The organism is Ornithinimicrobium sediminis, assembly GCF_021272345.1.
GTDB lineage: Bacteria > Actinomycetota > Actinomycetes > Actinomycetales > Dermatophilaceae > Ornithinicoccus > Ornithinicoccus sediminis_B.
This window is the reverse complement of record NZ_JAJSDQ010000004.1, coordinates 149,527-173,071: the sequence shown is the minus strand read 5'-3', so window position 1 is coordinate 173,071 and position 23,545 is coordinate 149,527. Positions and strand designations below refer to the sequence as shown.

Sequence of the window (23,545 nt, the reverse complement as noted above, 5' to 3'; positions counted from 1 at the left end):
GTCAGACTACGACAGCGACGGGGTGGGGCGGGAGTCCGCTCAGGCCATGCGAGTCGTGGAGAGGTCGGGGGTGCCCTCCTGCAGGACCGCGTCGGCGCGCACCACCGCGGCGACGCGGTTGTTCACACCGAGACGGGAGTACACGTGCTCGAGGTGGGTGCGCACCGTCCCCTCTGAGATGCTGAGACGGCGGGCGATCTGGGCGTTGGTGTAGCCATGCTGCAACAGATGCAGGAGCTGGCGCTGTCGTGGGGTGAGCGTCACCGTCGGGTGGTGCTCCCGGGCGCGGTACATCCGCTCGATGTGCGGCATGAGCAAGGTCAGCAGGAACCGGTCGTCTTCGGTGAACTCGGCCCCGGACTCGCGGCTCACGAGGAGGCGCAGGGTCCGCCCCGGTCCGTCCGGCAGGACCAGCATCATCTCGTGGAACTGCTCGTCGGCCGGGAAGGACGACCGGCGCTGACGGTCGGTCATGAAGTCGGAGAGCATCATCACCTGGTGGTAGGTGCCGGTGCGCTCGGGGAAGCTGCACGGGCTGTCCCAGTAGCGCCCCCACCACTCCCTCCAGTCCTCGGGCTCGAGGAAGTCCGGGCCCCGGAACAGCCAGAACCCTTCGTCCGCCTCGTACCCCTGGGCGAAGTACTGCGTCTCTGCGGTGGAGTCGAGGTGGTTGAAGCCGATGCCGTCGCAGCCCAGGAGCAGGTTGAGCTCCTTCAGGAACGCGTCGGGGAGTGCGTGGCCCGGCCCGTCGATGCGCAGCAGGTCTCGGACGGCACGCAGCGTCGGCTCGCTGGAGAGAGTCCCTCGCACCGCGTCCACCTTCTTCCACGGGACGACACGGCTGTCTCTCCAGTGTGCCCCCGGGCGGTGCTCGAGGGCGAGGGGTTTTCTCCCGCCGTCGCATCGGGGGGCCGGCACCGGTCCCAGGGGCAGGGAGGGGCGAGGGCAAAGGATGCCCTCAGCGCCTGTCCGGACAACAGTGTCTTCGGTCCCCTCTTGTCGGGACCTTCGGCATGACTCCGGGCTACCCAAAGGCCCTGCCTGGCAGGGTCATCGCTCCTTACGTTGGAAGTGACGCGAGACCGCGCAACGGGGGCCCCGGATGAGCATCCCGCCGATCCCGCGCCGTTAAGAAGCGTCCGCGAGGACGCGGAAATGGAGTCGTCATGGAAACCCGTCGAGGTGCCAGAGTGGTCGCTGCGGTGGCGGCGGCCCTCTTGGTCGTGCCGTCGGCCGCACTCGCCCAAGGGGGCGGCGGAGGCGGCGGTGGAGGAGGGGGTGGCGGAGGTGGCGAGGGTGACATCTACGCCGACCTGGTCGTCAACCTGCGCGCCGAGGACGGCACGCCGATCCTCGCCAGCTTCGAGGTGCCCGGCGAGGAGGAGGGGACGTTCACGAACGAGTACTGCGTGCAGCCGATCTCCTACGCCGAGATCCCGGGCCTCGTGCCCACCACGAACCCCGTGGACGGACGTGAGGTCTGGCTGGTCCCGCTGGTCGGCGAGACCATGGGGACGGACGCGTACGCGCCGTCCGCCGAGGAGGTGGAGGAAGAGGGACCCTGCGACCCACAGCTGGAGTATGCGGCATACGTCGCGGAGGTGGAGCTGGAACGGCTCAACCTCGCCCGGACGTCTCCTGACGTCATCGCCAGCAAGCTCGACGTCGTCAACGCGCGGCTGGCTGCCGCAGGCACCATCACGCTCGACGGTGCCGGGCGCATCACCACGGACGGCACGCCGATCGACGCCTCGCCCGAGCACGCCGCGATCTACCAGACCCTGATGAGGGACGGCACGCTGGCCGGACTCAGCGGCAGGACTGACGTCGACCCCGGGCCTCCCGCCCAGATCAGCGTGTTCGACGCCTGGAAGCTGGCTGCCGCGTCCATGGGCACAGCCTCCGGCAAGGAGGTGCCGATCACGGTCGATGCGGTGCAGTACTACCACCGCATCATCCCCTTCCCCACCGACGACTACACGAGGCCCACTGGCTGGCCGATGTACTTCGTGCAGTCGGCAGACCCCGACGCCACCGACGCGGTCCCCGCGCCGGAGGAGCAGTTCGTCGACTTCAGCGACTTCAGCTACACGCGCGCCGACTTCTTCAAGGGCAGCGTGACCTGGCTGGACGTCCCGACGCTGACGTGGAAGGTCAGCCGGATCCTGGACGTGGTGGACTTCCAGAACCTCACGGCGACGGAGGACATCGACGACGTCGAGCTCACCGGGGTGCTGGGCTACGCCCAGCTCGCCGACGACGTCCGCTCCGCGATCCTCTACTACCACGAGAACGAGGTCATCGAGGGCTTCTACTTCGACGTCATCGGTGAGGACACGACCGAGGAGCAGATCGCCAAGCTCGGGACCAGTGACACGGTGGTCCGCACGGCGGGCCAGGACCGCATCGACACCTCGATCCTGCTCTCGCAGGAGCGGTTCGAGCCGGACACTGCGGGTGCTGCCGTCATCGTCCGCGCGGACGAGTTCCCCGACGGGCTGGCGGCCATCCCGCTGAGCAAGAAGCTGGACGCCCCGCTGCTGCTCACCAACACCATCCACAACAGTGGCAAGGTGCTGGACGAGGTCGAGCGGGTGCTGCCCGACGACGGCAAGGTCGTCCTGGTCGGCGGCGAGGCAGCGCTCCCCGCCTCCATCGAGACGACGTTCGAGGCCGCCGGCTTCGAGGTGGTGCGCCACGCGGGCACCGACCGGTACGACACGGCTGTCAAGGTCGCCGAAGCCATCGGCACACCTGCGTCCATCATGCTGGCGACCGGGGTCAACTACCCCGACGCCCTCTCCGGTGGACCGGCAGCCGCTCGCATGAACGGCGTCATCATCCTCACCAAGGACGGTGTCATGCCGGCCGTCTCGGCCGACTACCTGGCATCCAACGCCGTCCCGACCTACGCCCTGGGTGGCCCGGCAGCAGCCGCGTCCCCCGGCGCGCAGGCGATCGTCGGGACCAACCGCTACGACACAGCGGCGAAGGTGGCGACGGAGTTCTTCGAGTACCCGTTCGGGGTCGGTGTGGCCTCGGGCGAGAACTTCCCGGACGCCCTCTCCGGTGGTGCTGACGCGGCGGCGCAGGAGTGGCCGCTGCTGCTCACCTACCAGGACCGGCTGAGCGTCTACACCGGTCTGTGGATCAGCGACCACGAGTCGGTGGTCACGGTGGACGTCTACGGTGGCCTCACGGTCATCTCCGATGCCGTGGTCGACGCGTTGTACGCCGCGATGCGCTGAGGCAAGCAGCTGGACCGGAGCCCCCGGGGACCACGTCCCCGGGGGCTCCCGTGTGCACCCTGCTCGGGTAGTCAGTGAAGGCGAGTCCTGACAGCATCGGGTGCATGGAGATCCCCAAGGACCGTGTCATCGAGTTCCTCAAGGCGCGCGGCGACGAGGAGCGGGCCGACCAGGCCCGGGCCGAGCTGCCCGAGCGCCTCGACACCGACCAGGACGCCGGCCTGCTGGCGACCTACGGCGTGGACGTCGACGACGTGAAGGGCCCGGCGATCGGCGGGGTCGGGCCGGGCGGCATGGAGACCGACGACTGACCGCACCGCGGTCCCTCGGCCGGCACCTCCCTCACTCGGCCGGCACCTCCCTCACTCGGTCGCGACATCCACCACCAGGCGTACAGGGTCGGTCAGGGTGAAGACACGGAAGCCCCGCTCCTCGTCGTCGATCCCGATGAAGGCCAGCGCCACGCCCTCGAAGGTGCCCTCCAGGCGGACCTGCTCGACGACCTCCGACGCGCCCGGGTCGTAGACACCCGGTCCGCCGTCGTAGGTCTCACCCTGTTCGGGGTAGCGGACACCGTCCATCCGCACGCGCAGGATGGCGTCGCCGTCCACCTCGACGACCAGACCGCTGCCGTCCTGCACCGCCTCGTCGACGTACTCGGCCCGGTAGCCTGGCACCCCGCTGCCCTCGAAGTCGAAGACCACGCGGTCGTAGCCGTCGTGCTCCCCGAAGCGCACAGTGGTGGGCAGCGCGTCGGGGTCGCCGCTGCCCGTCTCCTCCACCGGCTCGGTGCCGTATGCCGGGAGGTCGCCGTCCTCACCGGTCTCGGTCGGCTCCGCGGTGCCCGGCTCCTGCGTCGTGGCGGTCACGGTCTCCGTGGCGTCGGTGGTCGACTCCTCGGTGGTCTCGTCCTCGGTCGGCGACTCCGACTCGGTGGGCTCCTCGGTCACCGTCTCGGTGACCGTCACCGTCGACCCCGTCGGCTCGGCCACCTCCGGCTCGTCGTCCGCTCCGCAGGCACCCAGCCCCAGCGCCAGCACCAGTGCCGCTGCGCCTGCGATCCCTCGTGAGGTCGTCATGGCCCCTCCTTCCACTGCCCTCGACGGTAAGCCCTCCGTGCCCGTGCCGTACAGGGCCTCAGCGCACGACCTCCCACCGCGCACAGGCGAAGTCGCCGTTGCGGGCCACCTCGAGCAGGTGCAGCTCCAGGTGCCGCGGCAGCAGCGGGGCGCCCGACCCGAGCGCCACCGGGGCATAGCTGACCCAGACCTCGTCCAGCAGCCCCGCGTCGGCGAACTGGCCGGCCACGTCACCACCGCCGACCACCCACAGGTCACCGCCGGCTGCAGCCTCGGTCATCTCGGCGTGCACCTGCGCCACGGGGCCGGCGCTGAACCGGACGTCGCCCTCGACCGTGGGCAGCTCGCGGTGCGTCAGCACCCAGGACGGGATGTCGTAGGGCCACCGGCCATCCTCGTGCTCGACGACCCACTCGTAGGTCGTGGAGCCCATGACCACGGCGCCGACGCCGGCGATGAGCTCGGTGTAGCCCATCGGCCCGTCGGTGTCGATCGCGCGCGAGGTGAGCCACGCCAGGGTGGCCTCCGGGTCGGCGATGAACCCGTCCAGGCTCGAGGCCGTGTAGTAGCGGGTGCTCATGGTTCAGTCTGTCCCTCGTGTCACACCCGTGTCACCCGAAGAAGGCGGGTCCGGCGGCACGACCGCGGCCGGGCGCCTGACCGGGGTCAGGAGGTGCGCAGCACGGCCAGGAGCGCCTCGGCATACGCGCACTCGGCGTCGACGTGGTCGAACTGCTGCCGGTGCCCGTCGAGGCTGACCACGACGACATACCGGCCGCTGGTGCGGGCCAGCCCGGCGAAGGTGTCGCCCAGGACCGCGCGCATCTGGTCCTCGCGGGGCAGCCACAGCGTCTCCTCGAGGTCCACCGAGTCCAGGGCCCACTCGGCCACGCCGTTGAAGCCGATGACCGAGCCGCCGACGAACTGGTGCACCTCGACGGTCATGTCGGCGAGGTAGAACACGTCCTCGACCGCGTGCCCGTGGGCGAGCACCACGAAACGGTCCCCCGGCATCGGCGACCAGTTCAGGCCGGCGGCGTGCAGGTCACGGGCGAGCTCGACGGTGATCATCACCCTATTGTCCCGCGCGGCAGGGCCGACGTCGCAGGTGGGGGCGGCAACGGCATACTCGGTCACATGCGCGAGCGGTGGGTGGGTGCCCGGTGAGAGCGGTCCGCTACGACGAGCACGGTGTGCTGCCGGCACTCGTCGAGATGCCGGAGCCGCACTGCCCGGCGGCAGGCGTGGTGGTCGCCGTGGGCGCCACCGGGGTGTGCCGTTCGGACTGGCACGCCTGGCGCGGGCACGACCCGGTGCCGCTGCCGATGGTGCCCGGGCACGAGCTCGCCGGCACCGTCGCACAGGTCGGGCCCGAGGTCACCCGCTGGCGGGTCGGCGACCGGGTCACCGTCCCCTTCGTCATCGGCTGCGGCACCTGCTCCTGGTGCCGCGCCGGTGAGGCGCAGGTGTGCCCCGACCAGCAGCAGCCGGGGTTCACCCTGCCGGGGTCGTTCGCCGAGCAGGTGGCGGTCCCGGCTGCCGACACCAACCTGGTCGCGCTGCCCGAGGAGGTCGACCTGGTCACCGCCGCGTCACTGGGCTGCCGGTTCGCCACGGCATACCGCGCCCTGGTCGTGCACGGCCGCGTCGGCCCGGGCCAGTGGCTGGCGGTGCACGGGTGCGGCGGGGTCGGGCTGTCGGCCGTGCACATCGGTGCCGCCCTCGGCGCCCGCGTGGTCGCCGTCGACGTGTCGCCGGCGGCACTGCAGCAGGCGCGTGCGCTCGGAGCCGAGGTCGCGCTGGACGCCGGTCAGGTGGACGTGGTCGGGTCCGTCCAGCAGCTCGGGGGTGCCCACGTGTCGCTGGACGCGCTCGGGTCGCCCGTCACCGCGGTCTCGTCGGTCCGGAGCCTGCGGCGGCGCGGCCGGCACGTCCAGGTCGGGCTGCTGCTGGGGGAGCGGTCCACCCCGCCGCTGCCGATGGACCGGGTGGTGGGGCACGAGCTCGAGCTCTACGGCTCGCACGGTATGCCGGCGCGGGACTACCCGCAGATGCTCGCCCGCATCGCCGACGGGACGCTGCGCCCCGAGCTGCTCGTGGGCGAGGTCGTCGGGCTGGCCGAGGCCGGCGCGGCCCTGGCGGCCATGGACGGCGTGCCGACGAGCGCGGGGATGACCGTCGTGCGGGTGGGAGCGCCCAGCAGCGGATGAGCGTGTCGGTGGCCGGTGCCATAGTGAAGGTCATGAGCCAGGACACCGCCGACGAGGCGGCACGCGAGGAGCTGCTGCACTACCTCCAGGTCGGCCGGGACGCGGTGGTGTGGAAGCTCGAGGGGCTGTCCGACTACGACGTGCGGCGGCCCATGACCCCCACCGGCACCAACCTGCTCGGGCTGGTCAAGCACCTGGCGGGGGTCGAGCTGGGCTACTTCGGTGACTGCCTCGACCGTCCGCACGGGCACGACCTGACCTGGTGGGCCGAGGACGCCGAGGACAACGCGGACATGTGGGCCACGCCGGAGGAGTCGCGGCAGCAGGTCCTCGACCTCTACCGCGCAGCCTGGCGGCACACCGACGAGTCGGTGCGCACGCTGGGGCTCGAGGCGACCGGCCACGTGCCGTGGTGGACCGAGCACGCGCGCCCGACGGTGCGGCTGCTGCTGGTGCACGTCGTCGCCGAGACCCACCGGCACGCCGGGCACGCGGACATCGTGCGCGAGCTCGTCGACGGGTCGGCGGGGATCAGTGCCCGCCACTCCAACCTGCCCGAGCAGGACGAGCACTGGTGGCAGTCCTACCGTCAGCGCCTCGAGGTGGCCGCCCGGTCGGCGCAGGCCACCGACCACCCGACCACGGCGCACTGAGCGAGCGCCGACGGGCCGGCTCACCGCATACGCGATGATGGGCGTGATGCCCACCCTCGACGCTCTCATCCCCGACGGCCCACCCGACCCCGACGCGCTCTACGAGGCCTTCACCACCTGGGCGCAGGAGCGCGGCACGACGCTCTACCCCCACCAGGACGAGGCAGTCATCGAGCTGCTGGGCGGCGCCAACGTGATCCTGTCCACGCCCACCGGCTCCGGCAAGAGCCTCGTGGCCACGGCTGCGCACTTCCAGGCGCTCGCCGAGGACCGCGTCTCCTTCTACACCGCGCCGATCAAGGCCCTGGTCAGCGAGAAGTTCTTCGCGCTCTGCCAGGTCTTCGGGGCCGACAACGTCGGCATGGTGACCGGGGACGCCTCGGTCAACGCCGACGCTCCCATCATCTGCTGCACCGCCGAGATCCTGGCCAACATCGCCCTGCGCGAGGGCGACGGGGCCGACGTCGGCATGGTCGTCATGGACGAGTTCCACTTCTACTCCGAGCCCGACCGCGGCTGGGCCTGGCAGGTCCCTCTGCTCGCGCTGCCGCAGGCGCAGTTCCTGCTGATGTCGGCCACCCTGGGTGACGTCTCCGGGTTCACGGAGGACCTCACCCGCCGCACCGGCCGGCCGACGGCCGTCGTCGCCGGCACCGAGCGCCCCGTGCCGCTGTCGTTCAGCTGGGCGATGACGCCCATCACCGAGACGATCACCGAGCTGCTGGAGACCCACCAGGCGCCGGTCTACATCGTGCACTTCACGCAGAAGGACGCGCTGGAGCGCGCCCAGTCGCTGATGTCGCTCAGGATCGCCACCCGCGAGGAGAAGGACCGCATCGCCGAGCGGATGGGGGCCTTCCGGTTCACCGCCGGCTTCGGCAGGACGCTGTCCAAGCTGGTGCGCAACGGCATCGGCGTGCACCACGCCGGCATGCTCCCGAAGTACCGCCGGCTCGTCGAGCAGCTCGCCCAGGACGGCCTGCTCAAGGTCATCTGCGGCACCGACACCCTCGGCGTGGGCATCAACGTGCCGATCCGCACGGTGCTGTTCACCGGGCTGACCAAGTTCGACGGCACCCGGCGGCGGGTGCTGCGGGCACGGGAGTTCCACCAGATCGCCGGCCGGGCGGGTCGGGCGGGCTACGACACGAGCGGGTATGTCGTGGTGCAGGCCCCGGAGCACACGGTCGAGAACGCGCGGGCCCTGGCCAAGGCCGGCGACGACCCCAAGAAGCTGCGCAAGGTGCAGCGCAAGAAGGCCCCCGACGGGTTCGTGAGCTGGACCGAGGAGACCTACGACAAGCTCGTCAACGCCGAGCCCGAGCAGCTGCTCTCCCGGATGCGGGTCGACCACTCGATGATCCTCAACGTGGTCGCCCGCCGCGGTGACCCCTTCGCCCACCTGCGCGACCTCGTGCGGGACAACCACGAGGACCCGCGTCAGCAGACCCGTCTGGCCCGCCGGGCGATCGAGCTCTCCCGCTCGCTGCTGGACTCGGGCGTGCTGCAGCGGCTGCCCGAGCCCGACGAGTCAGGACGCCGGGTCGTCATGGCGCCGCAGGTGCAGGACAACTTCGCGCTCAACCAGCCGCTGGCGCCCTTCGCGCTCGCGGCGATGGACCTGCTGGACCCTGACGAGCCGACCTACCACCTCGACGTCGTGTCGGTCGTCGAGGCCGTGCTGGACGACCCCCGGCAGGTGCTCTACGCCCAGCAGTCGAAGGCCAAGGGCGAGGCGGTCGCGCAGATGAAGGCCGACGGCATGGAGTACGACGAGCGCATGGCGGTGCTCGACGAGATCACCTGGCCGCGGCCGCTCGCCGAGCTGCTGGAGGCGGCGCTGGTCACCTACCGGCAGACCCACCCGTGGGTGCGTGAGGACGCGCTGAGCCCCAAGTCGGTGGTGCGCGACATGTACGAACGGGCGATGAGCTTCACTGAGTTCGTCGGCTTCTACCAGCTGGCGCGCTCCGAGGGCGTGGTGCTGCGCTACCTCACCGACTGCTACCGCACGCTGCGGCAGACGGTGCCGGCGTCGGCGCACTCCGAGGCCTTCGACGACCTCGTGCACTGGCTGGGGGAGACCATCCGGCAGACCGACTCCTCGCTGTTGGAGGAGTGGGAGGCCCTCACCGACCCCGAGTCCGTGGCGGCGGCCGTGGCCCGGGCCGCCGAGGGTGCGCCGGTCGCGCCGGCACGGCCGATCACCGGCAACGAGCGGGCGTTCCGGGTCATGGTGCGCAACGCGATGTTCCGCCGCGTCGAGCTGGCCGCCCGCGACGAGTGGCGCACGCTCGGTGAGCTGGAGGCCGCCGTGGCTGCCCTCCCGGACACCCCGCTGGAGGTGCGCATGACCACCGACGACTGGGACGCCGCGCTCGCCTCCTACTACGACGAGCACGACGAGATCGGCCTGGGCCCCGACGCCCGGGGGCCCCAGCTGCTCTCGGTGACGCCGGAGGGGCGGGTATGGCGGGTGCGCCAGACCCTGCTCGACCCTGCCGGTGACCGTGACTGGGTCATCGAGGCCGAGTGCGACCTCGACGCCTCGGACGAGGTCGGCGAGCCGGTGCTGCTCGCCACGGCCATGCGCCGGCTCTGAGGGCGCCGGTCTAGCTGCCGGCGGTGTCCGCGGGCAGGGCGGCCAGGCGGTCGAGCACCGACTCCCAGCCCTCCCGCGCACCCTCGCGGTCCCCGGCGACGCTGTCGACCGAGTGCGTGACGGTGACCTGCGAGCCGTCGCCGTGCTCCTCGATGCCGACCGTGACGATCTCGATGGGGCCGGCACCCTCACCGACCCACTCCCAGGTCATGAAGATCCGCTCCGGCGGCACCAGCTCGGTGAAGGTGCCGCGCACGCCCAGGCCGGCCTCGGAGGACACGAAGCGGTACTGCCCGCCCACCTGCGGGTCCACCTCGTACGTCGCGTCCGGCAGGTGAGGCCACCACCAGGTGGCCAGGCGCCCGGGGTCGGTCCAGGCCTGCCACACCTGGTCGGGCGAGAGCGCGGTGCTGCGGGTGGTGACGAGGTCGTCGGGCATGGGTGTGCTCCTTTCCACCTCCCGGCAGGCTAGACCCGCCGGGGCACCGGGGCACCTGCAGGGCGCCTCCGGCCACCGGTGACGTAGGTTGCTCCCACCTGTCCGCACCACCTGGGGGTCTCCCGTGTCACCTCGCCCGTCCCTGGCCGCCGGCCTGCTCCTGCTGCTGCCGCTCGCCGGCTGCGGCCTGCTGTCCGAGCCCGCCCCCGAGCTCGGCGACTGCCTGCAGCGCGAGTCGATCGAGATGGCCGAGGTGGAGTCGGTGCCGACGGTGTCCTGCGAGGAGGAGCACGACGCCCAGGTCGTCGCCGTCTTCGACGTGCGCGAGGGCGACTACCCCGACGACGCCGAGTGGGAGCAGCTCCTGGTCGAGGGGTGCCTCGAGGGTTTCGAGGCCTTCGTGGGCGTCCCCTACGAGGAGTCGTCCCTGGAGGTGCGGGACCTCACCCCGACCCCCGACGGGTGGGAGGCCGGGGACCGCGAGGTGCTCTGCGTCGCCTACCTGCCCGACGGGTCGACCACCCAGGAGAGCTTCGAGGGCTCGGGGGTCTGAGCCGGCCCGGACCCGACGACGCCGGGCCCTCCCGCGTGCTGCGGAAGGGCCCGGCGTGCGTCACTCGGAGCGTGCCTGCTCAGCGGCTGGGCACGGCGTCCGGGTACTCCTCCAGCCACGCGTCGATGGCCTCGGCCTCCTGGCCCTCGCCGTACTCGTTGACGACCATGTCCTCGAGCGCGCCGTACTCCTCGTCGGAGAGCTCGATGCCGCCGATCATCTCGGCCAGCTCGGGGAACTCGTCGGTGAAGCCGTCGGTGCCGAGGAAGTGCAGGCCCTCGGCCTCGCCCAGCGCACCCTCGGGGTCCTCCAGGTCCTTCACGGGGAAGGCGCTGTTGGCCCAGAAGGGACGCCACAGGGTCACCACGATCGGCTCCTCGGCGTCGGTGGCCGACTGGAGCTCGGCGAGCATCGCCGTCGTCGACGACGTGACGAGCTCGAACTCCTCGTCCAGACCGTAGGTCGGGAAGACGCTGTTCTGGGTGGCCTCGGTCAGCCCGGCGCCCGGCTCGATGCCGACGACCCGGCCGTCGAACATGTCGGCGTTGTCGGCGAGCTCCTCGATCGAGTCGATGTCGACATACTCCGGGACGGCCAGCGTCAGCTTGGCGTTGCCGTAGTAGGTGCCGAGGTCCTCGATGCGGTCGCCGTACTCCTCCATGTAGGAGGCGTGCGTGACCTCGGGCCACGCGGAGGGGTAGACGTGCACGTCGCCCTCGGCCAGGCCGGCGTAGAGCGGGGCGGGCTCGCTGAGGGTCTCCATCTCGACCTCGTAGCCCTCCTCCTCCATCAGGTGCTCCAGCAGGTATGCCGTGCTGAGACCGTCGGTCCACGAGGGGATGAACCCCAGGGTGACGGTGCCTCCGCCGCCGGCAGCGGCCTCGGTGTCGCCACCGGCGTCGGCGGTGTCCTCGCTCTCCCCGCCGCAGGCGGCGAGGGTCAGGCCGAGGGCCAGGACTCCGGCGAACGTCGTGGTGGTGCGGTTGCGGTGAAGCCTCATGTGGATGCGTTCCTTTCTTCCTTCTGGGAGCCGCCCGGCTCGGGGCGGCCTTGCTCGAACGGTGGTGCGGACGCGTAGGGGTGGTGGGTGCTCAGGCGTGGGTGTCCTCGACCTCACGCTCCGTCGCGGAACGGCCCCGGGCGGCTGCGGCCTGCGGCTCGGCGCCCGCGTCGTCGGCCGTGGCGGTCGCCTCGGCGCTGTCGGGCTTCTTCGCGGAGCGCGCCGGCAGCAGGTTGCGCAAGGCACCCGGGTGGCTGCCGGAGTCGCCGACGGCGGCGGTGAGCCGGTCGAGGTAGATGGCGAGGATGACGACCGAGAGGCCGGCCTCGGCGCCGAGCCCGATGTTGAGCGTGGCGATGGAGGAGACGACCTGCTTGCCCAGGCCGTCGGCCCCGACCAGCCCGGCGATGACCGCCATCGACAGCGACAGCATGATGACCTGGTTGACGCCGGCCATGATCGTGGGCGTGGCCAGGGGCAGCTGGATGCCGCGCAGGATCTGGCGGGGAGTGGCACCGAAGGCCTGCCCGGCCTCCACGGTCTCGGCGTCCACCTGGCGGATGCCCAGCTCGGTCAGCCGCACGCCGGGGGGCAGGGCGAAGATGATGGTGGAGATCAGCCCCGGCACCACGCCGATGCTGAAGAACACCACCGCAGGGATGAGGTAGACGAAGGCCGGCATGGTCTGCATGAAGTCCAGGACCGGCTTGACAACGTTGCTCACGGAGCGGTGGCGTGCCGCGAGGATGCCGACGGGGATCGCGACGGCGATGCCGACCAGGGTGGCGATGAGCACGAGCGCGAGGGTGTACATCGCCGGCACCCACATGCCCATCGAGGCGACCAGGGCGAGCGAGACGAGCGCGCCGACGCCGAACTGCCAGGAGCGCAGCCAGGCGCCCAGCAGGGCGAGCAGCACGATGAGCAGCAGGGCCGGCGGCGCGAGGAGCAGGTCGGACAGACCGGTCCAGGTCACGTCGAGGACGTCGCTGACGAGGTCGAAGACCGGGTCGAAGGTCGCCTTGAGCCAGTCGATGCCGCTCTCGACCCACTCGCCGACCGGGATGCGAGGGACGTAGGTCGTGGTGCTCATGCGAGTGCTCCTTCGGGCTCGGGCTCGACCTGCGGCGCGCCCACCGCAGCGAGGAGGGTGACCCGGGGGATGACGCCCAGGCAGCGCTGCCGCTCGTCGACGACCACGATCGGTGCCCGGTGCCGGGCCGAGTCGTGGAAGAGCTCGGACAACGGGGTGTCGGCGTCGGCGAAGGCGATCGGGCCGTCGTGCAGCGGCAGCCGGCCGCTGCCCTCGCTCACAGCCGCGGCGACGTCGTCCTGCCAGACCATGCCGTGCAGGGTCCGGTCGCGGTTGAGCACGAGCAGCCACGCCACCTGGTGCTCACGCATGAGCTTGTGGGCCGACTGCGGACCCATCTCCGCGCCGAGCACGGCGGGCGGCGGCTCCATCACCGAGGACGCAGTGAGCACGCGGGTGCGGTCGACGTCCTGCACGAACTGTGCGACGTAGTTGTTGGCCGGGTCGTTGAGGATCTGCTCGGCGGTGCCGATCTGCTCGATCCGCCCGTCGCGCATCATCGCGATCCGGTCGCCCAGGCGCATCGCCTCGTTGAGGTCGTGGGTGATGAACAGGATGGTCTTGTCCAGGCGCTGCTGCAGCTCCACCAGCTGGTCCTGCATCTCGCGCCGGATGAGCGGGTCGAGGGCGCTGAACGCCTCGTCCATGAGCATGATGTCGGTGCCGGCGGCGAGCGCGCGGGCCAGCCCGACCCGCTGCTTCATGCCTCCGGAGAGCTGGCCGGGCATGGAGTCGCCCCACCCGTCCAGACCGACCATGGCCAGCGCCTTCTCGGCCTCGCGCTCCCGGTCGGCCTTGTTCATGCCCTGCACCATGAGCCCGTACGCCGCGTTCTCACCGACGGTGCGGTGCGGCAGCAGGGCGAAGTGCTGGAAGACCATGCTGATCTTGCGCCGGCGCACCTGCCGGAGCTCGTCGGCGCTCAAGGTGCTGATGTTGTGGCCGTCGATCTCGATGGAGCCGGCCGTGGTGTCCAGCAGGCCGTTCACCATGCGGATGAGGGTGGACTTGCCGGAGCCGGACAGCCCCATCACGACGAAGATCTCGCCGGGGGCGACGTCGAAGCTCGCGTCGATGACGGCGGGGGTGAGCCCGTCCTTGAGGAGGTCGGCACGGGTCGCTCCATCCTGGAGGGCGCGGACACCGCGTTCGGGTCGTCTGCCGAAGATCTTGTACAGCCCGGAGGCCTCGATAGCGGGCACAGTTCTCCTGGGTCGACTACAGGTTGGCTCCTCGGCCCAGCACTTCCGGACGACCATCTGGGTCGTCCCGGTCATCAGTGGTAAAAGCACCGCAGCTCTCGGCACGGCCGAGGTCTCATTCACTGACTTTACCAACTGTTGACCCCGAACCACGACCTTCTTGTGCAGATCGTTATGGATCTGTGCTGTTCACGGGGTCGGACGCACCCGTCTGCTGGTGGCTGCCCGAGCGCCACCGCCGCCCGAGCAGGGCACCCGCGCCGGCGCCGAGGGTGTTGGCCACGACGTCGGACAGCTCCGGCGAGCGCTCCGGCAGGTAGCGCCACTGCACCAGCTCCACACCCACGCTGAGCACCCCCGCGAGCAGGGCCCAGTGCCACCATCGGGAGCGCGGCAGCAGGACCGTGGCCAGGGCGGCGGCCGGCACCGCCACCAGGGCGTTCAGCACGAACGAGAGCCGTCCGAAGGGCATCCAGGAGTAGGGCACCACCGTCCACATCCACTCGCCCAGCTGCAGCTGCAGCCGGAAGAGCAGGGACCCCTCCGGCCACAGGACCAGCACGAGCAGCCCCGCGAGGTAGGCCACCAGCACGGCATACGCCCACCACGGCCGCGGGGCGCGCCGCGGCATCAGACGATGCCCTCCAGGTAGGAGCGCACGTCGACCCGCACCGGCATGAGGTAGACGTTGTCCTCGCGGGCCCGGGCGAAGTCCACGGCCCGGCGGGCCAGGGCACGGTGCCACTCCAGCGTGGGCTCGAAGTCGGAGGGGAAGACGACCTGGTTGCGCTGGCGCCAGTAGGCGTGCGACCCGGGGGAGGTCACCGTGGTGACCCCCCACCACATGGGGATGTCGGGGGAGACCAGCGATGACCAGGTCTGCATCAGGGCGGTGTCGAAGAACGGCTGGGTGAAGAAGCCGACCGCTCCGGCGTCGAGCTTGCGACGGGCGTAGTCGAGCTCGGTGACCATGGCCTGCCGGTAGGGGTCGAGCCCGGCGTAGATCGTCAGGTCGGGCAGCTCCCTGCGCAGCCGCGTGATGGCGTCGACCGTGTGCACGTCGTAGGTGCGCACGGAGAAGCCGGTGGGGGCGTCGCCGGTGATGACGAGCACCTCGTCGATCTCGGCCTCGTCGAGGGCCCGCGCCATCGGCAGGGCGGCCTCGGGGTTGAGGTCCTGGGCGCGCAGGTGCGGGATCGCACGGTATGCCGGGCACCCGGGGGCGGCGCTGACCTGCCGGGCGAGCGCGCAGGCGTCCCAGCTGTGCAGCGAGAACTTCATCAGGTCGGGCACGTTGACGGTGTCGACGTGCGGGAGGTGCTCGCGGATGGTGGCCACCTCCGAGGCCACCGAGTGCACGCTGCGCGGCACGAGCTCGACGGAGATGCGGGTGGTCCGGGCCTTGCTCACGGGGCTCATTGTGCTGCTCACGGGGTGTAGGCCAGGTGGGGGGCGAGCCAGCGCTCGGCCTCCTCCACCGTCATCTGCTTGCGGGCGGCGTAGTCCTCGACCTGGTCGCGCCCGATCCGGCCCAGGGCGAAGTAGCGCGCCTGCGGGTGGGACAGGTAGAGCCCCGACACCGCCGACCCCGGGGTCATCGCGCACGACTCGGTCAGGCCCATGCCGATCTCGTCGGCGCCGAGCAGGTCGAGCAGCACCCGCTTCTCGGTGTGGTCGGGCTGGGCGGGGTAGCCCGGGGCCGGGCGGATGCCGTCGTAGCGCTCCTTGACCAGGTCGGCCACCGGCAGTTCCTCGCCCGCCGCGTAGCCCCACGCCGTGGTGCGCACGTGGCGATGCAGCCACTCCGCGAAGGCCTCGGCGAGCCGGTCACCCAGCACCTGCACCATGATCGCCGTGTAGTCGTCGTGCTCGGCCCGGTGCCGTGCGGCGAGCTCGTCGGCGCCGTGGATGCACACGGCGAAGCCGCCGACGTGGTCGTCTCGGGGTGCGACGAAGTCGGCGAGCGCGGCATACCCGCCCCCGGGCCGGGTCTTCTGCTGGCGCAGGGTGTGCAGCACCGGGCCGGGGTGCGCTCCGGGTGGGCCCGGCCCGCCGCGCGCGGAGGGCGCGTCGGTCGCGGGGAGGTCGAGCACGATGTCGTCACCGCACCGGTGCGCGGGCCACAGCGCGAACACGCCGCGTGCGCGCAGCAGTCCCTCGGCGACGATCTGGTCCAGCAGGGTCCGGCCCTCGGCGAACAGCTGGCGGGCGTGCTCGCCCTGGCCGGGGTCGTCGAGGATCCGCGGGTAGGAGCCGCGCATCTCCCACGCGGTGAAGAACGGGGTCCAGTCGATGACCTCGGCGATCTCGGCGAGGGACGGCTCGACCACCTGCCGTCCCAGCTGCCGGGGCACGACCTGCACGGGGTCGCTGACCGCCCGGGTGTCGGCACGCGCCTGCTCGAGAGGCACCAGGCTGACCGCCCGGTCGGCGTGCCGCGCACGCAGCTCGTCGTACTGCCCGGCGACCCGGGCCCGCAGGGCCTGCTCGCGGCCCAGCGCGTCGGCCACCACGCCGACGGCCCGGCTGGCGTCCACGACGTGCACGACGGTGCCGTCGTAGGCGGGGTCGATCTTCACCGCCGTGTGCGCCGTGCTCGTCGTCGCCCCGCCGATGAGCAGCGGGGTCGCCAGCTCGCGCCGGGTCATCTCGGCTGCCAGCGAGACCATCTCGTCCAGGCTGGGGGTGATCAGCCCGGACACCCCGATGACGTCGGCGCCCCACTCGCGGGCGGTGTCCAGGATGCGCTCGGACGGCACCATGACACCGAGGTCGCGCACGTCGTAGCCGTTGCAGGCCAGCACCACGCCCACGATGTTCTTGCCGATGTCGTGCACGTCGCCCTTGACGGTGGCCAGCAGCACCTTGCCCTTCGTGTGCCCGCCGGTCTCCACCGCCGCGGCCTCCAGGTAGGGCGTCAGGTGGGCCACGGCCTTCTTCATCACCCGCGCCGACTTCACCACCTGGGGCAGGAACATCCGTCCCGACCCGAAGAGGTCGCCGACGACGTCCATCCCCTCCATGAGCGGGCCCTCGATCACGGCCAGCGCCGAGCCGAGCTCCTGGTATGCCTCCTCGGCGTCCTCGACCACGTGGTCGCTGACGCCGTGCACCAGGGCGTGCCGCAGCCGCTCGCTGACCGGCTCCTCACGCCATACCGACGCCTGCCCGGGAGCGGTGTCACGGGTGAGGCCACGGTAGGACTCGGCCAGCTCGATGAGCCGGTCGGTCGCGTCGGGGCGGCGCATGAGGATGACGTCCTCGACGGCCTCGCGCAGGGCGGGGTCGATCTCCTCGTAGACGCCGAGCATGCCGGCGTTGACGATGCCCATGTCGAGCCCGGCGCGGATCGCGTGGAAGAGGAAGACGGTGTGCATCGCCTCGCGCACGACGTTGTTGCCGCGGAAGGAGAAGGACACGTTGGAGATGCCGCCGCTGACCAGCGCCCCCGGCAGGTGCGCCTTGACCCACGCCGTCGCCTCGATGAAGTCGAGCGCGTAGCGGTCGTGCTCGCTCATGCCGGTGGCGACGGTGAGCACGTTGGGGTCGAAGACGATGTCGTGGGCCGGGAAGCCGACGCGATCGGTGAGCAGGTCGTAGGCGCGGCGGCAGATCTCCTTGCGCCGCGTCAGGTCGTCGGCCTGTCCCTGCTCGTCGAAGGCCATGACGACCACGGCCGCCCCGTAGGCACGGACGGTCGCCGCCCGCTCGCAGAAGGCATCCTCGCCGTCCTTGAGCGAGAGGGAGTTGACGAAGCCCTTGCCCTGCAGGCACTGCAGCCCGGCCTCCAGCACCTCCCAGCGGGAGGAGTCGACCATCACGGGCACCCGGGCGATGTCGGGCTCGGCGGCCAGCAGGTTGAGCAGGTGGGTCATCGTCTCCGGGCCGTCGAGCATGCCCTCGTCGACGTTGACGTCGATGACCTGCGCCCCCGACTCGACCTGCTGCCGGGCGATCTGCACGGCGCCGTCCCAGTCGCCCTCGGTCACCGCGCGCCGGAACTTCGGCGACCCGGTCACGTTGGTGCGCTCGCCGACGTTGACGAAGTTGGTCTCCGGGGTGAGCGTGAAGGCCTCGAGCCCGCTGGCCCGCAGGTATGCCGGCCGCTCGCCCGGCACCCGCGGGGGCACCCCGTCGACGGCCCGGGCGATCGCGCCGATGTGCTCTGGGGTGGTGCCGCAGCATCCGCCGACCACGTTGACCAGCCCCTGCCGGGCGAAGTCTCCCAGGGTCACGGCCATCTGCTCGGGCGTCTCGTCGTAGCCGCCGAACGCGTTGGGCAGCCCGGCGTTGGGGTGCACCGAGACCAGCGCCCCGGTGGCGGCCGCGATGTCCCGCAGGTGCGGGCGCATGGCCTCCGGGCCGAGCGCACAGTTGAGGCCCACGCTGAAGAGGTCGACGTGTTCGGTGGAGATCGTGAAGGCCTCGGGCGTCTGGCCCGACAGGGTGCGGCCCGAGGCGTCGGTGACCGTGCCCGAGAGCATGACCGGCAGCGCCAGGTCGAGCTCGGCCAGCACGTCGGAGACCGCGTGCAGGGCGGCCTTGGCGTTCAGGGTGTCGAAGACGGTCTCCACGAGCAGGATGTCGGCCCCGCCCTCGACGAGACCGCGCACCTGCTCGGCGTACGCCGCCCGCAGCCCGGCGTAGGTGACGGCACGGAACTCGGGTCGCTCGACGTCCGGCGACATCGACGCGGTGCGGTTGGTCGGGCCGATGGCGCCGGCGACGAAGCGGGGCCGGCCGTCGGCGGCCTCGCACTCGTCGGCGACCTCGCGGGCGATGCGCGCCGCCTGCCGGTTGAGCTCGGGCACCAGCTCCTCGGTGCCGTAGTCGGTCTGCGCGACCGCCGTGGAGGAGAAGGTGTTGGTGCTGGTGATGTCCGCCCCGGCGGCGAAGTAGGCACGGTGCACGTCGGCGATGACGTCGGGGCGGGTCAGCTGCAGCAGGTCGAAGTTGCCGCGCAGCCGGCGCGCGTTGCCCTGCCACCCCGGCAGCCGGAAGTCGGCCTCGGTGAGCTCCACCTGCTGCAGCATCGACCCCCAGCCGCCGTCGAGCACGAGGATCCGCTCGGAGGCCAGCCGGCGCAGGGCTGCGGTCCGGTCACGGGTGGACGTCATCCGTCGAGGATAGTTCGGCCGGAGGCGCAGGCCGGACCGGTGTCACCGAAGGACCTGAGGTGGCGTGGTTGACACAATGGGCGACGTGACCCCAGCCACGAGCAACGCCCACCCGGTCAGCTCGACCTACCGTCTGCAGCTGCACTCCGGATTCACCTTCGACCACGCCGCCGCCGTGGTGCCCTACCTCGCCGAGCTCGGGGTGAGCCACGTCTACCTCTCCCCGGTGCTCACCGCCGTGCCGGGCTCGCTGCACGGCTACGACGTCGTGGACCACACCCAGGTCAACCCCGAGCTCGGGGGGCGGGAGGGGCTCCTGCGGCTCTCGGCGGTGTGCCGTGAGCACGGTCTGGGGCTCGTCGTCGACATCGTGCCCAACCACATGGCGCTCGTGGCGCCGCTGTGGCGCAACGCCCCCGTCTGGGAGGTGCTGCGCGACGGGCGCTCCGCGGCACGCGCCCACTGGTTCGACGTCGACTGGGACGCCCTCGACGGGTGCTTCGGCCTGCCCGTCCTCGGTGAGCCGTTCGAGGAGGCGCTCGCCGCCGGGGACCTGACCCTGGACACCGGGCGGGCCGACGAGGGCCCCGCCGCGGGCAGGCCCGTCGTCCGTTACCACGAGCACGTCTTCCCGGTCGCCCCCGGCAGCGCCGAGGGCGAGGACGTCTCGGCGGTGCTGGCGCGCCAGCACTACCGGCTCGCGTCGTGGCGCGAGGCCGACGACGTGCTCAACTACCGACGCTTCTTCGAGGTGGACGGGCTCATCGGGGTCCGCGTGGAGGAGACCGACGTCTTCGAGGCCACCCACCGCACGCTGCTCGAGCTGCACCACGGCGGGGTCCTCGACGGGCTGCGCATCGACCACCCCGACGGGCTGGCCGACCCGGTCGGCTACCTGGAGATGCTCGCCGACCGGCTGCGCCCGGGCACGCCCGTCTGGGTCGAGAAGATCCTCGAGCACGGCGAGCAGCTGCCGGCCGACTGGCGCTGCGCGGGCACCACCGGCTACGACGCCAACGCCGCGCTGATGACGGCCCTGCTCGACCCGGCCAGTGCCGAGGAGGTCACCGACGCCTGGGCCTGGGCGGGGGGGACCCCCGACCTCGCCGACGTCGTCGAGACCGCCAAGCGGGACGCCGTCGAGGAGCTGCTGACGCCGGAGGTCACCCGGCTGCACCGGGTCGCCTCCCGGGTGCTGCCGGGTGAGGACCCGGACGCCCTGCGGGTGGCCCTGCGGGAGCTGCTCGTCGCCGTCGACGTCTACCGCGCCTACCTCCGTCCGGCCCGGCGACCCGCACCGGAGGCGGCGCAGCGGCTGCGCGACGCCGTCGACCGGGCCTGCCGGACGGCGCCCGACGTCGCCGGCACCATCACCGCCCTGGGCGAGGTGCTGGGCGACCCCGACGCGGGCAACCACGACCCGGCGGCCGCCTACGACCTCGCGGTCCGCTTCCAGCAGACGACCGGGCCGGTGATGGCCAAGGGCATCGAGGACACGGCGTTCTACCGCTGGCACCGGCTGAGCGCGCTCAACGAGGTGGGCGCCGACCCCGCAGCCGGCCTGCAGCCCTCCGTGGAGCCGCTGCACGCGTGGGCCCGGCACCAGGCCGCCCACTGGCCCCGGGGCATGACGACGCTCAGCACCCACGACACCAAGCGCTCGGAGGACGTGCGGGCCCGGCTCATCGCGATCGCGGGGGACGGCAAAGCGTGGGAGCGGGTGAGCCGGCGGGCGGTCGAGGCCGCGGACTGGACCGACCCGCAGACCGCCGTGCTCGTGGCGCAGACCCTGCTGGGGGTCGGTGAGATCAGCGAGGAGCGCATCGAGGCCTACCTCACCAAGGCCCTGCGTGAGGCCAAGCTGCACACCACCTGGGTCGACCCGCACGCCGACTACGAGGCCAAGGTCATCGAGGTCGCCCACGCCGCGCGCACCTCGGGGCCGCTGCACGACGCCGTCGCCGCCGCCGAGTGGGGCAGCCGCCGGGCCATCCGCACCGTGGTGCTGGCCCAGAAGCTCCTGCAGCTCACCCTCCCCGGGGTGCCGGACACCTACCAGGGCACCGAGGTCGTGGACCTGTCCCTGGTCGACCCGGACAACCGTCGGCCGGTCGACTACACGCGACGGCAGGCGGCGCTGCGGCGGCTCGACGAGGGCCACGACCCGCAGACCCTCGACGAGGAGAAGCTCCTCGTCGTCGCCCGCACCCTGCGGCTGCGCGCCCGGATGCCGGAGGCCTTCGGTGCCGAAGGGTCCTACCGGCCCCTGCAGGGCGGGCCACACCTGCTCGGGCACCTGCGTGGCGACACGGTCGCCGCGCTCGCGGTCCGCGCCCCGCACAGCCTGGCCGTCGACGGCTTCGGCGAGCACCTCGTCGACCTCCCCGCCGGCAGCTGGCACGACGAGCTCACGGGGCGCACCGTCGAGGTGGACGAGGCGGGCCTGCCGGTGGCCGAGGCGTTCACCGAGGCACCGGTGGCCCTGCTGGTGCGGGAGGTGCAGGCGTGAGCACTCACACCTACGAGGTCTGGGCCCCCGAGGCCGACAGCCTGAGCGTGCTCGTCGGCGCGGGCGAGCCCACGGCACACGCCATGGAGCGCTCCGACGACGGCTGGTGGCGCGTCGCGGCCGAGCGGGGCGACGGGCGCTACGCCTTCTCCGTCGACGGTGGCGAGCCCCGCCCCGACCCGCGTTCGCCCAGCCAGCCCGACGGCGTGCACGCCGCGTCCGAGCTGGTCGACACGGCGGCCTTCGTCTGGACCGACGGCGGCTGGACGGGAGTGTCGATGCCCGAGGCCGTCGTCTACGAGATGCACGTCGGCACCTTCACCCCCGGGCGCACCTTCGACAGCGCCGTCCAGCGGCTCGACCACCTCGTCGACCTGGGGGTCACGGTGGTCGAGGTGATGCCGGTGGCGGCCTTCCCCGGCGACCACGGGTGGGGCTACGACGGGGTCAGCCTGTATGCCGTGCACGCGGCCTACGGAGGCCCGCAGGCCTTCGCCCGCTTCGTCGACGCCTGCCACGCGCGCGGCCTCGCGGTGTGGCTCGACGTCGTCTACAACCACTTCGGCCCCAGCGGCAACTACCTGGCGACCTTCGGGCCCTACTTCACCGCCAAGCACCACACACCGTGGGGCAAGGCGGTCAACCTGGACGACGCCGGCAGTGACGAGGTGCGGCGCTACGTGCTGGACAACGCCCGCATGTGGCTGGCCGACTTCCACCTCGACGGGCTGCGCCTGGACGCCGTGCACGAGCTGCACGACCACCGTGCGGTGCCGCTGCTCGAGGAGCTCGCGGCGATGGCGGACGGGGTCGCCGCGGAGACCGGGGTGCCCCGCCATCTCGTCGCCGAGTCCGACCGCAACGACCCGAGCACGGTGGCGCCGCGCGGGCCGGGCGGGACCGGCGGTCTGGGGCTGCACGGCCAGTGGGTCGACGACGTGCACCACGCGCTGCATGGGGCGCTCACCGGTGAGGCCCAGGGCTACTACGCCGACTTCGCCGTGCCTGAGGCCCTGCCCAAGGTGCTCGCGACCACCCCGTTCTTCCACGACGGCACCTACTCCTCCTTCCGCGGGCGCACGCACGGGGCGGTCGTGCACCCCGACATCACGCCGGGCTGGCGTTTCGTGGCCTCGCTGCAGACTCACGACCAGGTCGGCAACCGTGCTGTCGGTGAGCGGCTGTGCCACCTCACGACCCCCGGCCTGGCGGCCGTCGGGGGGGCCCTGCTGCTGACCTCGCCCTACACGCCGATGCTCTTCATGGGGGAGGAGTGGGCGGCCGGCACGCCGTGGCAGTTCTTCACCTCCCACGAGGAGGAGTGGCTGGCCGAGTCGGTCCGGGAGGGCCGCGCGCGCGAGTTCGCCAAGCACGGCTGGTCCGACGCGGTGCCGGACCCGCAGGCGCTGAGCACCGTGGAGGCCTCGACCCTCGACTGGTCCGAGCCGTCACGACCTGGCCACGCCCGGATGCTGCAGTGGTACCGCACGCTCCTGCGCCTGCGGCGTGAGCTGCCGGCGCTGCGCGACACCCCGCTCGGGCAGGGCTGGGCGGAGCGCGACGAGGAGTCCGGGGTCCTGCTCGTCGGCCGCGGCGGGGTCACCGTGGTCGCCAACCTGGCGGCGGAGCCCCGGACCGTGCGGCTGCCCGAGCGCGTCGCCGGCCGGCAGGTGCTGGCCGCATGGGGGCAGGCGCAGGTCTCGGCCGACGAGGTCGCTCTCGACGCACACGACGTGGCGGTCCTCGGCACCTGAGCGCCGGCCCCGACAGGCCCCGGGCCCCCGCCCCCTGCGCGGCGTCCCGGGGCCTCCCGCCCTTCGTCACGGCACAGGAGCGCGAC

The 23,545-nt window shown here is 72.0% G+C and carries 19 protein-coding genes; 8 read left to right on the top strand and 11 right to left on the bottom strand.

From position 1 onward, the window contains the following. Positions 1 to 39: 39 nt before the first annotated feature. Positions 40 to 810: a helix-turn-helix transcriptional regulator gene (locus LVO85_RS17070; RefSeq protein ID WP_232747523.1), complete on the bottom strand. Its 771-nt coding sequence runs from the start codon at positions 808 to 810 to the stop codon at positions 40 to 42. 356 nt (positions 811 to 1,166) lie between these two features. Between LVO85_RS17070 and LVO85_RS10965 the strand changes: the two genes are divergently transcribed. Together LVO85_RS10965 and LVO85_RS10960 are read left to right on the top strand one after the other, a co-directional pair. Further along, complete coding sequence (locus tag LVO85_RS10965) at positions 1,167 to 3,248, top strand: cell wall-binding repeat-containing protein (protein WP_232747522.1); 2,082 nt, start codon at positions 1,167 to 1,169, stop codon at positions 3,246 to 3,248. A gap of 104 nt (positions 3,249 to 3,352) precedes the next feature. Continuing rightward, positions 3,353 to 3,559: a hypothetical protein gene (locus LVO85_RS10960; RefSeq protein WP_232747521.1), complete on the top strand. Its 207-nt coding sequence runs from the start codon at positions 3,353 to 3,355 to the stop codon at positions 3,557 to 3,559. A 51-nt stretch (positions 3,560 to 3,610) separates the two neighbouring features. Here the strand turns inward: LVO85_RS10960 and LVO85_RS10955 are convergent, their stop codons facing one another. The 3 genes from LVO85_RS10955 to LVO85_RS10945 form a co-directional block, all read right to left on the bottom strand. Then, the gene (locus LVO85_RS10955; RefSeq protein WP_232747520.1) at positions 3,611 to 4,327 is read right to left on the bottom strand and encodes an AMIN-like domain-containing (lipo)protein; all 717 of its coding nucleotides are present in this window, start codon (positions 4,325 to 4,327) and stop codon (positions 3,611 to 3,613) included. A gap of 58 nt (positions 4,328 to 4,385) precedes the next feature. Then, positions 4,386 to 4,907, bottom strand: coding sequence for a dihydrofolate reductase family protein (locus tag LVO85_RS10950; protein ID WP_232747519.1), 522 nt, complete (start codon positions 4,905 to 4,907; stop codon positions 4,386 to 4,388). Between the two features lie 86 nt (positions 4,908 to 4,993). Next, positions 4,994 to 5,398, bottom strand: a complete 405-nt coding sequence (locus LVO85_RS10945; protein ID WP_232747518.1) for a pilus assembly protein CpaE — start codon at positions 5,396 to 5,398, stop codon at positions 4,994 to 4,996. 92 nt (positions 5,399 to 5,490) lie between these two features. On the opposite strand from LVO85_RS10945, the gene LVO85_RS10940 reads away from it, so the two are divergent. From LVO85_RS10940 to LVO85_RS10930, 3 genes are read left to right on the top strand one after another with little or no spacing between them, the layout of a single operon-like run. After that, positions 5,491 to 6,537, top strand: a complete 1,047-nt coding sequence (locus LVO85_RS10940) for a zinc-dependent alcohol dehydrogenase family protein (protein ID WP_232747517.1) — start codon at positions 5,491 to 5,493, stop codon at positions 6,535 to 6,537. A 32-nt stretch (positions 6,538 to 6,569) separates the two neighbouring features. After that, complete coding sequence (locus tag LVO85_RS10935; protein WP_232747516.1) at positions 6,570 to 7,190, top strand: DinB family protein; 621 nt, start codon at positions 6,570 to 6,572, stop codon at positions 7,188 to 7,190. A gap of 46 nt (positions 7,191 to 7,236) precedes the next feature. Further along, the gene (locus LVO85_RS10930) at positions 7,237 to 9,792 is read left to right on the top strand and encodes a DEAD/DEAH box helicase (protein WP_232747515.1); all 2,556 of its coding nucleotides are present in this window, start codon (positions 7,237 to 7,239) and stop codon (positions 9,790 to 9,792) included. Positions 9,793 to 9,802: 10 nt separating this feature from the next. On the opposite strand, the gene LVO85_RS10925 is transcribed toward LVO85_RS10930, so the two are convergent. Then, the gene (locus LVO85_RS10925) at positions 9,803 to 10,231 is read right to left on the bottom strand and encodes an SRPBCC family protein (protein ID WP_232747514.1); all 429 of its coding nucleotides are present in this window, start codon (positions 10,229 to 10,231) and stop codon (positions 9,803 to 9,805) included. 124 nt (positions 10,232 to 10,355) lie between these two features. Here LVO85_RS10925 and LVO85_RS10920 point away from each other — a divergent pair, with 124 nt between their 5' ends. Continuing rightward, complete coding sequence (locus LVO85_RS10920) at positions 10,356 to 10,784, top strand: septum formation family protein (protein ID WP_232747513.1); 429 nt, start codon at positions 10,356 to 10,358, stop codon at positions 10,782 to 10,784. A 79-nt stretch (positions 10,785 to 10,863) separates the two neighbouring features. On the opposite strand, the gene LVO85_RS10915 is transcribed toward LVO85_RS10920, so the two are convergent. The 6 genes from LVO85_RS10915 to metH form a co-directional block, all read right to left on the bottom strand. Continuing rightward, positions 10,864 to 11,784 carry a glycine betaine ABC transporter substrate-binding protein gene (locus LVO85_RS10915; RefSeq protein ID WP_232747512.1) on the bottom strand — a complete coding sequence of 307 codons (921 nt, stop codon included), beginning with the start codon at positions 11,782 to 11,784 and terminating at the stop codon, positions 10,864 to 10,866. Positions 11,785 to 11,875: 91 nt separating this feature from the next. Further along, positions 11,876 to 12,877: an ABC transporter permease gene (locus LVO85_RS10910; protein WP_232747511.1), complete on the bottom strand. Its 1,002-nt coding sequence runs from the start codon at positions 12,875 to 12,877 to the stop codon at positions 11,876 to 11,878. After that, positions 12,874 to 14,079: a quaternary amine ABC transporter ATP-binding protein gene (locus tag LVO85_RS10905; RefSeq protein ID WP_232747510.1), complete on the bottom strand. Its 1,206-nt coding sequence runs from the start codon at positions 14,077 to 14,079 to the stop codon at positions 12,874 to 12,876. Before LVO85_RS10905 ends, LVO85_RS10910 begins: the two co-directional genes overlap by 4 nt. Positions 14,080 to 14,251: 172 nt before the next feature. After that, positions 14,252 to 14,710: a VanZ family protein gene (locus LVO85_RS10900; protein ID WP_232747509.1), complete on the bottom strand. Its 459-nt coding sequence runs from the start codon at positions 14,708 to 14,710 to the stop codon at positions 14,252 to 14,254. Continuing rightward, entirely contained in the window at positions 14,710 to 15,489 is a 780-nt protein-coding gene (locus LVO85_RS10895; RefSeq protein ID WP_232747508.1) for a methylenetetrahydrofolate reductase, read from the bottom strand. The genes LVO85_RS10900 and LVO85_RS10895 overlap by 1 nt, the downstream gene beginning before the upstream one ends. 17 nt (positions 15,490 to 15,506) lie before the next feature. Further along, positions 15,507 to 19,196: a methionine synthase gene (metH, locus tag LVO85_RS10890; RefSeq protein ID WP_232747507.1), complete on the bottom strand. Its 3,690-nt coding sequence runs from the start codon at positions 19,194 to 19,196 to the stop codon at positions 15,507 to 15,509. Between the two features lie 85 nt (positions 19,197 to 19,281). Here metH and treY point away from each other — a divergent pair, with 85 nt between their 5' ends. Further along, complete coding sequence (treY, locus tag LVO85_RS10885; RefSeq protein ID WP_232747506.1) at positions 19,282 to 21,705, top strand: malto-oligosyltrehalose synthase; 2,424 nt, start codon at positions 19,282 to 19,284, stop codon at positions 21,703 to 21,705. Beyond that, positions 21,702 to 23,459: a malto-oligosyltrehalose trehalohydrolase gene (gene treZ / locus LVO85_RS10880; RefSeq protein ID WP_232747505.1), complete on the top strand. Its 1,758-nt coding sequence runs from the start codon at positions 21,702 to 21,704 to the stop codon at positions 23,457 to 23,459. Before treY ends, treZ begins: the two co-directional genes overlap by 4 nt. The last annotated feature ends 86 nt before the right edge of the window (positions 23,460 to 23,545 follow it).